General features: G+C 35.4%; 14 protein-coding genes. 2 read left to right on the top strand and 12 right to left on the bottom strand.

The features are described 5' to 3' along the window. Window positions 1-59: 59 nt before the first annotated feature. The 6 genes from HX004_RS01070 to HX004_RS01045 form a co-directional block, all read right to left on the bottom strand. Window positions 60-473: a DUF6168 family protein gene (locus HX004_RS01070; protein ID WP_286440474.1), complete on the bottom strand. Its 414-nt coding sequence runs from the start codon at window positions 471-473 to the stop codon at window positions 60-62. 4 nt (window positions 474-477) lie between these two features. Continuing rightward, window positions 478-690, bottom strand: a complete 213-nt coding sequence (locus tag HX004_RS01065) for an AtpZ/AtpI family protein (protein WP_286440473.1) — start codon at window positions 688-690, stop codon at window positions 478-480. Continuing rightward, window positions 690-1070: a bactofilin family protein gene (locus HX004_RS01060; RefSeq protein ID WP_286440472.1), complete on the bottom strand. Its 381-nt coding sequence runs from the start codon at window positions 1068-1070 to the stop codon at window positions 690-692. The genes HX004_RS01065 and HX004_RS01060 overlap by 1 nt, the downstream gene beginning before the upstream one ends. 16 nt (window positions 1071-1086) lie before the next feature. Continuing rightward, window positions 1087-3762: a type IX secretion system periplasmic lipoprotein PorW/SprE gene (porW, locus tag HX004_RS01055; RefSeq protein ID WP_502888448.1), complete on the bottom strand. Its 2676-nt coding sequence runs from the start codon at window positions 3760-3762 to the stop codon at window positions 1087-1089. Between the two features lie 338 nt (window positions 3763-4100). After that, window positions 4101-4802 carry an ABC transporter ATP-binding protein gene (locus HX004_RS01050; RefSeq protein WP_286440470.1) on the bottom strand — a complete coding sequence of 234 codons (702 nt, stop codon included), beginning with the start codon at window positions 4800-4802 and terminating at the stop codon, window positions 4101-4103. A gap of 8 nt (window positions 4803-4810) precedes the next feature. Further along, window positions 4811-6280 carry a DUF5687 family protein gene (locus HX004_RS01045; protein ID WP_286440469.1) on the bottom strand — a complete coding sequence of 490 codons (1470 nt, stop codon included), beginning with the start codon at window positions 6278-6280 and terminating at the stop codon, window positions 4811-4813. 245 nt (window positions 6281-6525) lie between these two features. On the opposite strand from HX004_RS01045, the gene HX004_RS01040 reads away from it, so the two are divergent. Together HX004_RS01040 and HX004_RS01035 are read left to right on the top strand one after the other, a co-directional pair. Next, on the top strand, window positions 6526-6936 hold the full coding sequence (locus tag HX004_RS01040; protein WP_286440468.1) for a hypothetical protein: 411 nt from the start codon (window positions 6526-6528) through the stop codon (window positions 6934-6936). Between the two features lie 90 nt (window positions 6937-7026). Next, on the top strand, window positions 7027-7440 hold the full coding sequence (locus HX004_RS01035) for a c-type cytochrome (protein ID WP_286440467.1): 414 nt from the start codon (window positions 7027-7029) through the stop codon (window positions 7438-7440). 48 nt (window positions 7441-7488) lie between these two features. Here the strand turns inward: HX004_RS01035 and HX004_RS01030 are convergent, their stop codons facing one another. The 6 genes from HX004_RS01030 to HX004_RS01005 form a co-directional block, all read right to left on the bottom strand. Continuing rightward, window positions 7489-8478, bottom strand: a complete 990-nt coding sequence (locus tag HX004_RS01030; RefSeq protein WP_286440466.1) for a TerC/Alx family metal homeostasis membrane protein — start codon at window positions 8476-8478, stop codon at window positions 7489-7491. A 204-nt stretch (window positions 8479-8682) separates the two neighbouring features. Then, on the bottom strand, window positions 8683-9678 hold the full coding sequence (locus tag HX004_RS01025; RefSeq protein WP_286440465.1) for an NAD(P)H-dependent glycerol-3-phosphate dehydrogenase: 996 nt from the start codon (window positions 9676-9678) through the stop codon (window positions 8683-8685). Window positions 9679-9900: 222 nt separating this feature from the next. Next, window positions 9901-10488 (bottom strand): nicotinate (nicotinamide) nucleotide adenylyltransferase, encoded by a 588-nt coding sequence (gene nadD, locus HX004_RS01020; RefSeq protein WP_286440464.1) that lies wholly within the window; start codon window positions 10486-10488, stop codon window positions 9901-9903. Between the two features lie 6 nt (window positions 10489-10494). Continuing rightward, window positions 10495-11064, bottom strand: coding sequence for a guanylate kinase (gene gmk, locus HX004_RS01015; protein ID WP_286440463.1), 570 nt, complete (start codon window positions 11062-11064; stop codon window positions 10495-10497). A gap of 18 nt (window positions 11065-11082) precedes the next feature. Further along, the gene (locus HX004_RS01010; protein ID WP_286440811.1) at window positions 11083-11931 is read right to left on the bottom strand and encodes a YicC/YloC family endoribonuclease; all 849 of its coding nucleotides are present in this window, start codon (window positions 11929-11931) and stop codon (window positions 11083-11085) included. A gap of 769 nt (window positions 11932-12700) precedes the next feature. Then, window positions 12701-13054 carry an arsenate reductase family protein gene (locus HX004_RS01005; RefSeq protein WP_286440461.1) on the bottom strand — a complete coding sequence of 118 codons (354 nt, stop codon included), beginning with the start codon at window positions 13052-13054 and terminating at the stop codon, window positions 12701-12703. Between the last annotated feature and the right edge of the window lies 1 nt (window position 13055).

The following is a 13055-nucleotide window of genomic DNA, read 5'->3' as shown; positions in this document are numbered from 1 at the left end:
AAATTTTGTGCAAAAGTACAATAATTCTTGTATTATCATACCTTTATATCAAACTTTTTTTACTTAGTTTCTTCCGACGTAGTATTCTTATTTAAAATACTATAGGCTACAAATGCGTCCCCGCCAAGGAAAACCAATACAATTGCTAAAAAATTATATTTAAATCCTTCATCTGCCATTTCGTGATTTAATCCATCTTTTGCGAATAAATAACTCGCAATTAATCGCACGGTAATAAATCCTAAAAAGACAAATCCCAAATTATTAGGCAGGCTATTTTTGATTCCGAACATAGCAAAAAAGATGATAATGGAGAAGATAAATTCAAATCCGTAAAACTTTTCTAAACTATATCCGAGTTCGATTAGGGAATTTCCAGCATCGGTAAAAGCCACAACGGCATAATGTAGGGCAAATACCACGACTAATCCAATAAAAAGTTTCAATCCAATTTGTAGGGTTTCCTTGTCCATTTTTTTATTTATTTAACTGATTGACTTGTTTAATTACTTGGTACAAAGCTAAACCTACTCCCAATAAAGTACAAATTTTATTTGCAATTGCGTGTTCAAATCCATACTTATCGTCTAACCAAAGGCCTAATCGGTGTGATAAATAAATAATAATCCCCATCTGGATGGGGATATTTATTAAAGCCAACCACTTATTGGGTGATTTCTTTTGCGTCATTAAGATAATTGTTCATTGCCGACCATTTGGCATTTTACGTCAATCTTTGCTCCGGGTTCAACCGCTAGGCGTCCCACTTTAATGTCACCTTTGATACGAGCAGCAGATTTTACAGTAAGTAAATCATTCACTACAATATTACCTATTATTTCTCCTTCGATCTCACTGTTTTCACAACTGATATTCCCTACAATTCTCGCTATAGGCCCCAACACTAATCGTCCTTTAACAACAACATTCCCCTCAATAACCCCGTCAATTCGAATATCTGCTATCGCTTCAATATCTCCTTTAATCGTTGTTCCTTCAACAATACGATTTGTCTGTCCCAACAAATCTAATCCTGTTCCTTTTGCTTTCTTTTTCGATTTATCAAACATGGTCAACACAATTTAATTAGGGCTCCACACTTCCTGGAGCTTTGTATTCCTGTATATTCTTTTTAATTTGAATCACGCTATAATCCTCTTGCATCACAGGGATATAAGCAGGATCGTCGCCCAAACGGCCAATCATTCGCGTAGCCTCTGCTTTGGATTTAAATCCATGTAAGACATAGAATTTTGTAGTCGTTGTATAATAATCTTCTGTAAACTTCAATCCCGTACCTGCCTCAACACCAGCTAAACGCTGCATATTGGATTTAATCGCTGCAAAATCAGCTATTTTCTCTTTTGGAACTGCTACAATTATTTTCCAATTGTTTGAATCCGCTGTAGCAAACTGTTTGTTTTCTAAAGCAGGAATTACTTGTTCTAACAATTGAGCGGCCTCTCGTCCTTCAGCAGTTGAACTATACGTCAAAGCTAAATAATTCAACGCTTCTTTGTATTTCTTCACCCCCTCTGTTCTGGCAATAATCATCGCATTCAACAACTCAAATTTACTCACGTACGTATCATCGATATTTTCCAAGGCATTTTTCATCAATGCTTTGGCCTCTTCATAGTTCTCGGCTTTGAAGACTTGATAGATGGATGCATACACTTGCTCTGGAGCTAAATCACCATCACTGCCCATACTGAGATTTTGCATCAATTTAGCATATCTAGATTCAGGATAAGTAGCAATAATCTGCGCTTTCATTTGCGCTGCTTTAGCAGGATCAACCTCCTGATACAGTTTATACAACTTGTACATTGTTGGCAAAATCAAACGCTCCTTAGGATCAAACGTCAACAATCGTTCCAATCGATCGATACCCTCCTCAATTTTACCAAATCGTTCACTGTAAATGGCTCCTAATTCAAAATACGCTAAATCCCTATCTTCTTTGAGTTTGGCAATTTGCGTGCTATCTGATGGTATTTTGCCTACATACGTATCCAACTGATAACGCGGATCAACAAAATCGTCCTGTTGTTTTTCTTTTTTCTTTTGATTTTCAGCTAAAGCTTGTTCTTCTTCCTCTTCGTTCATCGTATTTGCAGCCGATTGTACTGCACTCCATCTCCAATTATCACTTAAGGTACGATTACCCCAACGGCGTTTAAAGTCTTGACGCCCTCGTGTTAATGCCTGATTCGAATAAAAATAGAAAGTCGTCTTTCCTCCCATACTTCCGAAATTAGTATCTCCAAAAGATTTTTCTATGGCTTCTCCGAAATTCGCCACATTGAAGAAATCTGCTCCTGAATTATTTTTAGTTCCTAAATTCGCTTGCATTTTTCTAAAATCTTCTTTGCGCAACTGATCGATAAAAGTTTGAAAATAAGCATTTCGCTCTTCTGTTGACAGGGCGACTAAGTTCAAAATACTGTCATTTTTATGGGCAACCACCTCTAAATCGACAACTTCTCGAAGTGATTCTCTTCGTTTGCTAATGCGGAAAGTTTCTTTCGCTTTGGGAGGTAACAACGCTAAAGCACTGTCGTAATATTGTCCTGCAACTGCATAACCCGCTGAATTAAAATAAATATCGGCAATACTCAAAAAATTTCTTGCTTTGAGTTGCTTGTCTTGTTTTCCTTCTTTGGCTGCCGTTTTTAAGTATTCAAGTGCTTTTTCCTGTTGATCAATATCGCGATAAAAAAGTCCAACCTGACGGTTTAACACATCGAGATAAGGTCGATTATCACGATCCTTCAACAAAGTTCTGTATTGTTTTAAAAAGGCTACAGAATCCGTTTTCTTTGCATCTGATAGTTCAAATATTTCAGCATAAGCATGTACTGTATATGTTCTTGGTGCCTTGCGATTCATCGCTATGATATTTTCGAAATAGCGTGTAGCGTCCTCTTTTTTGTCTAAGCGACCGTTTAATTGCCCAAGAATATAATTGTATCTCGCTTTTTCTTCTTGATTAGAAACCAAACCTACTGCGGATTTCAACGCTGTACTTGCGCTGTCTAGTTGTTCGAGATTGATATAGCCTTGTGCGAGCATCGCATAGGCATCCGATTCTACTTGCTTATTCAAACGTCCTTTGCGTTCGCGCAGTAATTCTTTTAAATTTTTGATCGCTAAGTCATCATAACGCAAGCGCAGATTCGTTTTCTCACGCCATACTTTTGCCTCGCCTATCAAATCACTATCTGGGTATTTGTATAAGATATAATTAAAAGCCTCTAGAGCTGGAACAAAACGCCCATCGTAATAACGCGATTTACCCAACAACAAATAGGCATTGGCCATCTGGCTATTGCGTTCTCTTCCTTTGATGTACATGGAGTGTTTTTGAATGGCTTTGACTGCCTTGTTCTCAGAACGTGTAAACCCTTGTCCATCCGTACTTTCAGGATTGCCTAAATCCGTTCCTGCAACAGATAAATTATCTAGAATAGTTCCTTGTTTCGATTCTAAAGACACCCCTTTCTCAAATTCGCGTTCAGGATCTACTTCAATCTGAATGCGTTCAATAGGTAAGATTTCCCAATAATCATCAAAATACCCCTCCTTCAAAGCGTCCAATGCTTCAGTATATGATTCGTTTCCGTGAAATAGGATATTGTACTTTGTCGTCAAAGCATGATATCCTCGATTCAACATCTTATCCTTCTTTACAGAACACGCTATAAAAGATACAATTAGCAGGATGAGTCCTCCTATCCGAATGACAAACTTTGTTTTCAATATCTGGGTTAAACTTTATATAACAACTCTTTTTTGGTGCTAATATTATACACAAGACAGTAAAAATACATCACTTTTTAATACTTTATGCAAATATTGTTAAAAATTACCCGTCTCTCTTTTCTGCTTCAGGAGTTTTCTCCTCCAATTAAAAAACAAAGACAAGAGACCTCTTACTTTTATCTGTGTACTATCTTCTAAAATTAGAAAATAAATCTACGCAAATTACAAAAGAAACAGGGATTATAAATAAATGTTCCTCCTAAATTTACGCAACAAAACACAAAAAAGCAGTGCCCGTTTGACGAACACTGCTACTGCATATAGTGGGACTATTTTTAATTTGCCGTACTAAAAAATCCTTCTAACTCTTGGTATGTTATTTTCTCTGTTAATACATCTTGAACCAACCTGCCTTTTTCAAGAGCGATAATGCGATCCGACACTTCATACGTATGTTGTAAATCGTGACTCGAAATAATAATGGTCATGGTTCTTGTTGCGCGTTTTTTCTTTACCAACTCTTTTAATCGAATTTGGGTAGAAGGGTCTAGATTCGCAAAAGGTTCATCTAGAATAACCAGTTCTGGATTGCCAATAAAAGCTCCTACAATACCGATTTTCTTTTGATTTCCCTTAGAGAAATCGCGAATGTATTTCTTTTGATTGAGTACTTCATCATTAAAAAACGCTTGATGCTCTAAGATAAATTCTTCTACATCTGCTTTAGACCATCCGCGTAAACTCCCTAAAAAGATGAAATATTCTTCTGCAGTTAAGTAACCAATTAAAAAAGTTTCATCTAAAAAAGCAGCCGTATAATTTTTCCATTGCTCTGAAGTGGCAACCAATTGTCCTTTAGAATAAATACTTCCTCCACTAGGTTGAATAAGGTCTAATAACAAACTGAAAAGGGTCGTTTTACCCGCTCCATTATTCCCTACTAAACCAATGCTCTCTCCTTGTCCAATAGTCAAGGTATCTAATTGTAGAACCGTAGTTCCGTTGTATGTTTTACTTAAATTATCTACTTGTATCATAATGTTCACTATTTTTTATAAGCGGCTAAAGCGGCGTATTTTTCACGGGTATAAATTTTTTCAATAAATTGGAAGACATATTGATGCAGGAATATTCCAGCTAATCCAATTAAAATTAGCAAGACAAATCCTCCCCAAAAAGGATAAATCAAGGATCCCACAAAATAGAACAGGATGGGCAATAAAACCTTAGGCAAACTAATCAGCATCACGCGAAGATTAAATGCGTTTTTATCTCCAAACACATTTTTTGCTGCTGTCAGATCCATTGGTGTTTTGAGATAAGCACCTCCCCAAAGCACAAAATATCCATTAATTCCAATATTAAAAATTCCCATGGCAATAATTAAATAAAACAATTGAATATCCACGAAAATATAGAAAAAGCACAACAGTGTAGAAACAAAGGTTCCCAGCGCAATAATCAACCACTTTGACATGAGATAATCGCGGTACAATACATTTTGCGTCATTAATAGAGGGTAATAAGACGAATCCCAACTGGGTACATACTGTCCAAAAAGCATTAAAAACCCACCTGTTGAGAAGAAAGCTAGAAAGACAGAAAATGCCACGGGCATGGCTTCCTTTCCGGATGTATTAAACATAAAAACACCATAAAAAAGAAACAACACACTCATGAGAACCGTTACTCTTGCTCTTTTATTTCTAATGATTAAACGAATATCGTTGCGCAAGAAACTAGCATATCGTCCAAAGCGATCCAGCCAACTCATTTCTAAAACAATTCCTTCTTTAATGTGTACTTTTTCAAGATTATCTAAATATAAACGCTTCACAAAGAAACGATACGTACTCCAAATCAACAATCCCAATACGAGTCCATAAGCAAATATGCTCAGTGGATATTGATAGGCTATTAAATAAAAATATTGTGTATACAGCGTAGGATCGACAATATCGTAATACTGTAAACCGAAACAAAGCACTACAAATCCTATCACACTATAAAAAACAGGGGTATAAGCATTCATTAAAATAGTCACGCAATGCATCATAAACACAATACTGTACACGCCCAATGTCCAAGTCAGGACTGCAAGTACAGGTTCTCCATAAGAGATTGCAACAATAGCAAAGGGAATAAAGAAAAACAATTGAACGATGTTAAAAGCACTCAAAAATGTTTTCCCCACGTAAAAGGTCACAATTTTTGATCGAGGAATATTGAGTATTAAATACGGTTTAATACTTGCCACAGGTCCTTTCTGAAAGAAAAAGCGAAAACTAAGTTCAAATGCAAAATAATAAATCAGATAACGACTGACAATTTCAATCGGGCTTGTATTCGTAAAATACTCTTGAATACCTTGGTATGTTGCAATTCCAGCGAGGAGCATCATACATGCAAAGTAAATAATGGCGAGCCATTTAAACACGAGAACCACAATATCCATATTGCTCTTATTTCCCCTTGCTAAACGCTTCCGCTCTAAGATGAAGAACCAGTTGTACATATACCTGTATTTTTTAGTTGTTACATCATTAGTATAGGTACGTTGCGAAACGTTACACCATTTTTTAAAACTTTCTTTTACAAAAAAACCTTTCACCCTATTGAGTGAAAGGTTCTTTATCAAATCAAAAACCAAAAAACTATCATTATCAACGATTATAATACAAATTTCAGGCCAAACTTTAGGTTGAAAAACAAAAAGTAGAATCGTAGAAATAATTTTATCTTTGCTCAAATTTTATTCGCATGAAAAAAGATATAGAGATACCTCAGGTAACAGAAGTAGAAATTGCAGTGATTAAAGAGTATAACGAAGATTTTTTACAAGATGCTTGGTACGCATATTTATTTAATAATTCAAAAGAGCCTATCGAAGCCATCTTAATTGTATCCAAAGCAGAAGGAGAGTTAAATGGAGAGAAGAAAATTTCTAGTATTTTCAGACATGCATTCCCTAGTTTAGCTGCAGGAGCATCACAAAAAGTAGAACTCTTAGATGAGGCTATTTTTGATTTAGACAATACCTTTATGTTGACTTATTTTCAGGGTAGTAAGTTGTACGATAAAAATTTCGTATTTCCTGCCAAGAGTATTGCAGATGAATCTTTACAAGAGCTTACCTACGCAGATAAAAAAGGAATTACAGCTATAAAATAAGTGTAAACCAAGGAATTACCCCTCTTATTTATACTAATTCCGAATGTTAGTTTTCCTATCTTAGTTCATCAACTAAAACGGTAAAGAGATATGAAACTAAAAAACACTTGTATTGTATTGGGCTTTTTGAGCTTGATGATTAGCTTGCTTTCGTTTAAAAACACAACGACAGTAACCGAAAGTACGGTAGAGCCGACAGAATGGAAAAACCTAACGGTACTTCCAAAAGATATTTCTAAAGAAGATTTAAAGAGTCTCATGAAAGGATACAATGCTGCCTTAGGTGTAAAATGTAGCTATTGTCATGCCGCAGCCGAAGGAGGAGATGGTTTAGATTTTGCCTCAGATGCTAAGAAAGAAAAGGAATTTGCACGACATATGATCGTCATGACACGTAAAATCAATGCTGAAAACTTCAATTGGAACAATGATCCCAATCCGGAGAATATCAATGCGGTAACTTGCAATATGTGTCACAAAGGAAAAGCTAGTCCAAAGAAATAACAATAAAAAAAAGCGACCTGAATTCAGGTCGCTTTTTTTGTGCTCGAATTAGATTTCTTCCTTTTTCTTTGGAGGGAAAAGCAAGGAAAGCACTACCGATAAGGTCAATACACTAGCAATAACAGCCAAAGAAACCAAGGATTCAATATGTACAAAAGGAGAGATAATCATCTTCACTCCGATGAAGGATAAGATAATTGCCAAACCATATTTTAATTTCGAGAATTTATCCATGAAATTAGCTAATAGGAAATACAGCGAACGCAAACCTAAAATAGCGAATATATTCGAAGTATAGAGGATAAATGGATCATCTGGAGCAATAGCAAAAATGGCAGGAATACTATCTACGGCAAAGACTAAATCGGTAAATTCAATAACCATCAACGCTACGAAAAGCGGAGTTACCATTTTTACTCCATTTTTGACCGTAAAAAATTTATCTCCGTCGTATTCATTACTCACTTTAAAGAATTTGTGTACCATACGCACCGCAAAGTTCTTTGTTAAGTCTTGTTCTTCACTGTGATCTTCTTTTGCGAACCACGATTTGATTCCCGATACCAGTAAAAATACACCAAAGATGGTCAAGACAACATTGATTTCCACAACATGACCAAACAATTCAAACGCTGGTAAATAAGTGTGATTAATTAATTCAACTCCTGCGAAAATGAAAATGGCTCTAAACACCAATGCTCCAATAATTCCCCAGAACAATACACGGTGATGAAGTTCTTTGGGCACTTTAAAAAAGGTAAAGACCAAAATAAACACAAAGAGATTGTCAATGGACAAGGCTTTTTCGATCCAATAAGCAGATTGAAAACGCGCAAAATTTTCAAAGTCCATATAGTAATAAATGACACCACTGAACACCATGGCTAAACCAATCCATACTACGGTCCAGATTAAAGCTTCTTTGGTTGAAACGACATGGCTATTTCGATTGAAAACACCTAAATCCAACAAAAGCATAACTAATACTACAATTCCAAAAACAGCCAAAAGGCCAGGGTGATTAATTAAATGATCCATTTTTATTTATTTTTTTAACAGGACAAAACTACTTACTATATTTTCCTCCAAGACAAAACCGCTTAATAGATTCTATGTCAACAATTTACAACTATTTTTCGAAAGGCTTCAAAAACAAAAAAAGCAATACAAACAACTGTTTATCAGTCATTTACATTGCTTTATAATCTCAAAAAACCAACAACGGTCTTTTTTATACTTTTTTTAATCTAATTTTTCTGTCAACTTTCTAAATGTCTTCTTCGGATCCTTTCCATTGTACAAAATATCATACACCGCATTAATAATCGGCGTTTTAGCTCCGTATTTTGCATTGAGTTCATATGCGCTTTTAGTCGCGTAATAACCTTCTGCAATCATATTCATCTCCATTTGAGCTGATTTTACGGTATATCCTTTGCCAATCATATTTCCAAACATGCGGTTGCGGGAAAAAAGAGAATACCCCGTAACTAATAAATCACCTAAATAAGCGGAATTATTGATGTTGCGTTTCATATGGTGCACCTTTTTGATGAATTTCTTCATCTCGCGTATCGCATTACTCATCAATAGGGCTTGAAAGTTATCTCCATACCCCAATCCATGAGCCATTCCGCAGGCAATCGCATAGATATTCTTCAACACAGCGGCATATTCGGTTCCGATAATATCGTCTGTGAGTTTTACTTTGATATAGTGGCTGCTAATGCAACTTTCAATTACTTTGGCATTTTCTTCATTGCGACAAGCTATCGTAAGATAAGACAAGCGTTCTAAAGCGACCTCTTCTGCATGACAAGGTCCTGTAATAACTGCAATATTATCATATGAAACACCATAGGTTTGGTGAAAATGCTCCCCTACAATTAAACTTGTTTCAGGAATAATTCCCTTAATAGCCGAAATGACCACTTTATTTTCTAAACTAACGTATAGTTGTTCCATTTCTTCACTTAAAAAAGCAGAAGGAATGGCGAAAATCACGTAATCCGCGTAAGAAACCGCCTTATTAATATCATTAGTCAGCAACAACTGATTGATGTCAAATTCAACAGAACTCAAATAATTAGGGTTATGATAGTTTACCTTAATTTCTTCTATCGCATTTTCATTTCTCATATACCACGCAATCTGCTGTAGATTTTCACTCAGCATTTTTACGATAGCCGTTGCCCAACTTCCCCCTCCAATTACTGCAAACTTTGGATAATCACTCATAATTTTAGCTTATAACTTGTCAAAAGTAACTAAAAAACTTAATGCAAACAATTGAAAAACTGTAAAACAATACGCCCTAGTTCCAAGACATTTACTTCATTCACTTGTATTCTATGCAAAAATATAGCTTGTAATACTATATTCTAGCAATTCTTTTATAACCTTATACCTTGACGGTATAATAAAGAAAAAAGAGCTGTTGAACAGCCCTTTTTTCCTTTTTTATTTTTTGTAAAAAAGATTGTGATCTATGTATTTCCACACCTCTTTATCTACTAAAGGTTGTACGTTTTTTCCTTCTTTAATAGCATCGCGAATAAAGGTAGCGGATATTTCCATTACTGGTGCATTTTCCACTCGTATGACCTGAGGGTGATGCATCAAAGGACTTTCTTCTGCCCTACTTCGATCCAAACGCGGATAAACATATAGTTTATATTGCTCAAGCAATACCTCGTAATTTTTCCATTTCGGTAAAGAATCTAAGTTGTCCTCTCCCATGATTAAGGCAAACTCGTGTTTGGGAAAGCGCTCGTGCAAATAGGCCATAGTATTGACCGTATAATTGGGTTGAGGCAGATTAAATTCAATATCTGAAGGGCGAATGTAATCGTAATCTGCTGTAGCGAGATTAACCAAGTGTAAACGGTGAAAGTCTTCGAGTAATCCCTTTTTTTTCTTTAGGGGATTATGGGGTGTCACCACCATCCAAACCTCATCTAAATCTGTATATTGAACCAGGTGATTCGCAATCACGATATGTCCTATATGTACGGGATTAAAGGTTCCGAAATACAATCCAATTTTCATTTGCTTTTATTTTACAAAATTGCGTACCAATTGATAAGCCTCTTCTTTAGCTGTATCCAAGTCGTAGTTCTTAATAATCGTATCAAATTGAGGTGCCGTTGCTAATTCTACTGAAGCTTTAGCAATGCGCATATTAATTTTATCCTCACTTTCTGTTGAACGCTTTTTCAAGCGAATTTTCAACTCATCAATACTCGGTGGTTTCACAAAAACAGCAAGGGTTTCATCAGGAAACTTGCGTTTGATACGCAATCCTCCTGCAACATCAATATCAAAGATAACATTCTTTCCTAACGCCCAAATGCGCTCAACCTCCGCCTTTAATGTTCCATAAAAATTATCGCGATACACTTCTTCCCACTCTAAAAAATCATCATTTTTAATGTGTTTTTTAAAGTCTTCCAAAGAAATGAAGTAATAATCTTTTCCGTTTTCCTCTCCTGTTCTAGCCTCACGTGAAGTACATGAAATAGAAAAATCAAGATTTAAATCTCCTTGTTCTAATAAATGGCGTACGATTGTCGTCTTTCCAGAGCCTGAAGGGGCAGAAAAAACGATTAATTTTCCCTTACTCATATTGTGTTTGTGTTGTCTTTATAATACGTTTAATACCTGTTCTTTAATTTTTTCCAATTCGTCTTTCATCTTTACGACAATCTTCTGCATTTCTGCGTGATTTGACTTGGATCCCATGGTATTAATTTCCCTTCCCATCTCTTGTGCAATGAACCCTAATTTTCTTCCATTTGCTTCTGTACCTCCTAACGTTTCTAAGAAGTATTCTAAGTGTTTCGATAAACGCACTTTTTCTTCCGTGATATCTAATTTCTCTAAATAATAAATCACTTCTTGCTCAAATCTATTTTCGTCAATCGTCAACTGCAACTCAGTTAAATTTGCGCGCAAGCGTTCTTTTACGCTTACAATGCGATCTTTATCTAAAAGAGAGACTTGATCCATATACGAAAAGATATTTGCGATACGAGCCCTAAAATCATTTTCTAATGACTTTCCTTCACTAACGCGAAAAGCTTTCATATTTTGAATTGCTTCTTGGATGACCACTTCAATCTCTTTCCATTCTGCTTCGTCAAAATCATTGCGCTCTACTTTCAATGCGTCGGGCATGCGAACAGCCATCTTCATCAACTCCGTTGCATCAGCATTGGGTATAATCGCCTTCATTTGCTCAATGTATGCCAAGACAATAGGTGCGTTTATTTTACTCGATGTTTCCTCTGCCGTAATTTCACAAAACAAAGAAAAATCAACCTTTCCACGTTCTAACTCTAAGGCAATTTGATTGCGCAAAGCCAACTCTTTTTCTCTATAACTCAAAGGCAAACGCACATTTAAATCTAGATTCTTACTGTTAAGCGACTTCACTTCAATTGTGATTTTTTTTGTGGGTAATTGTAAACATGCTTTACCAAACCCCGTCATTGAATGTATCATATTCTTATAGATAATGACTGCAAAGGTAACAAAAACTCAAATATATAGCAGAGAAGTAGTTGGGAAGTTGTGATTTTGTTTTTTGGAACAACTTAACGCTGAAAAGTCTAAGCAGAAAATCAACAAAACAATCGTGATATAAGGTTTGTTTGGAGTAAGTATTGGGATGGTTTGGGTTTCTTTCAACTATCCTTGAAGTTTCCTTGGAGTTTCCTTCGACAAAAAGGTCTATTTTTCCAATCCTCTCATACTATAGTCCAAGGATTGTCGAAGTAAACGACAACTTCCCATTTTCAAACCTATTACAACCCTATTAACAATGGAGTAAAAACAAATCGGCACAAAAAAAGGAAGCCTAAGCTTCCTTTTTAAAACCAACGTTGTACTTAACTGTAACTTTTTTAAAACAAACCAATCTTTAACTACGTTAAGTATTCACCAACTTTCCTACTATTATGAAATAAAAATGTTCTTTTTCAATAGCAATTTTTCCCAACTTAATAATGAACTATACCGGCTCTTCTTTCTGATTGACCCCCTTAATAAACAATTAAAAATCCAAACCAGTATAGCGTAACTTTTCCTCTTATTAAAGAGCTGGAAAACCTCTTAGCAATTCTTTTCTTTTTCATTAGTAAGACAACTTATTTCTCATTTAGTCACATTATTTTTAAAAAAAAATACAACAAAAAACACAAGACTCTAAATAACAACACATTACAAACAAAAAAAATCGAAGTAAAACTTCGATTTTTTTTTATTTTGTTGCTTTTTCAAGCGCTTCTTCGACCACTTTTTTGCTATTTCCAACAAAAACGGCCTCGTCAATTACAATGACAGGACGATTTAAAAAGGTATACTGTTCTAAAATCAAATTTTTATAATCCTCTTCTATTAGATTTTGATCTTTTAATCCTCTTGCTTTATACAGTTGGGCCCTTTTATTAAAAAGCTTTTCATAACTGCCTACTGTTGTATATAGTTCCTGCAATTGATCAGCTGTAACAGGCTCTTTTTTGATATCTTGTAACTCAAATGTTTCAAGATTTGGGATTTGCCCTAAAATTCTCTTACACGTATCACAAGAACTCAAATAGTATATTTTTCTCATC

The sequence above is a fragment of the Myroides sp. 1354 genome (genome assembly GCF_030324495.1).
In the GTDB taxonomy this organism is placed as follows: domain Bacteria; phylum Bacteroidota; class Bacteroidia; order Flavobacteriales; family Flavobacteriaceae; genus Flavobacterium.
Note: the sequence above shows the minus strand (reverse complement) of the source record. Positions and strands in the feature narration are given on the sequence as shown.

What these genes read in the sequence shown, in the direction of transcription:
- HX004_RS01070 (WP_286440474.1), bottom strand. Translation starts at nt 473, where the DNA reads ATGGACAAGGAAACCCTACAAATTGGATTGAAACTTTTTATTGGATTA.
- HX004_RS01065 (WP_286440473.1), bottom strand. Translation starts at nt 690, where the DNA reads ATGACGCAAAAGAAATCACCCAATAAGTGGTTGGCTTTAATAAATATC.
- HX004_RS01060 (WP_286440472.1), bottom strand. Translation starts at nt 1,070, where the DNA reads ATGTTTGATAAATCGAAAAAGAAAGCAAAAGGAACAGGATTAGATTTG.
- HX004_RS01050 (WP_286440470.1), bottom strand. Translation starts at nt 4,802, where the DNA reads ATGATACAAGTAGATAATTTAAGTAAAACATACAACGGAACTACGGTT.
- HX004_RS01045 (WP_286440469.1), bottom strand. Translation starts at nt 6,280, where the DNA reads ATGTACAACTGGTTCTTCATCTTAGAGCGGAAGCGTTTAGCAAGGGGA.
- HX004_RS01040 (WP_286440468.1), top strand. Translation starts at nt 6,526, where the DNA reads ATGAAAAAAGATATAGAGATACCTCAGGTAACAGAAGTAGAAATTGCA.
- HX004_RS01035 (WP_286440467.1), top strand. Translation starts at nt 7,027, where the DNA reads ATGAAACTAAAAAACACTTGTATTGTATTGGGCTTTTTGAGCTTGATG.
- HX004_RS01030 (WP_286440466.1), bottom strand. Translation starts at nt 8,478, where the DNA reads ATGGATCATTTAATTAATCACCCTGGCCTTTTGGCTGTTTTTGGAATT.
- HX004_RS01025 (WP_286440465.1), bottom strand. Translation starts at nt 9,678, where the DNA reads ATGAGTGATTATCCAAAGTTTGCAGTAATTGGAGGGGGAAGTTGGGCA.
- nadD (WP_286440464.1), bottom strand. Translation starts at nt 10,488, where the DNA reads ATGAAAATTGGATTGTATTTCGGAACCTTTAATCCCGTACATATAGGA.
- gmk (WP_286440463.1), bottom strand. Translation starts at nt 11,064, where the DNA reads ATGAGTAAGGGAAAATTAATCGTTTTTTCTGCCCCTTCAGGCTCTGGA.
- HX004_RS01010 (WP_286440811.1), bottom strand. Translation starts at nt 11,931, where the DNA reads ATGACGGGGTTTGGTAAAGCATGTTTACAATTACCCACAAAAAAAATC.
- HX004_RS01005 (WP_286440461.1), bottom strand. Translation starts at nt 13,054, where the DNA reads ATGAGAAAAATATACTATTTGAGTTCTTGTGATACGTGTAAGAGAATT.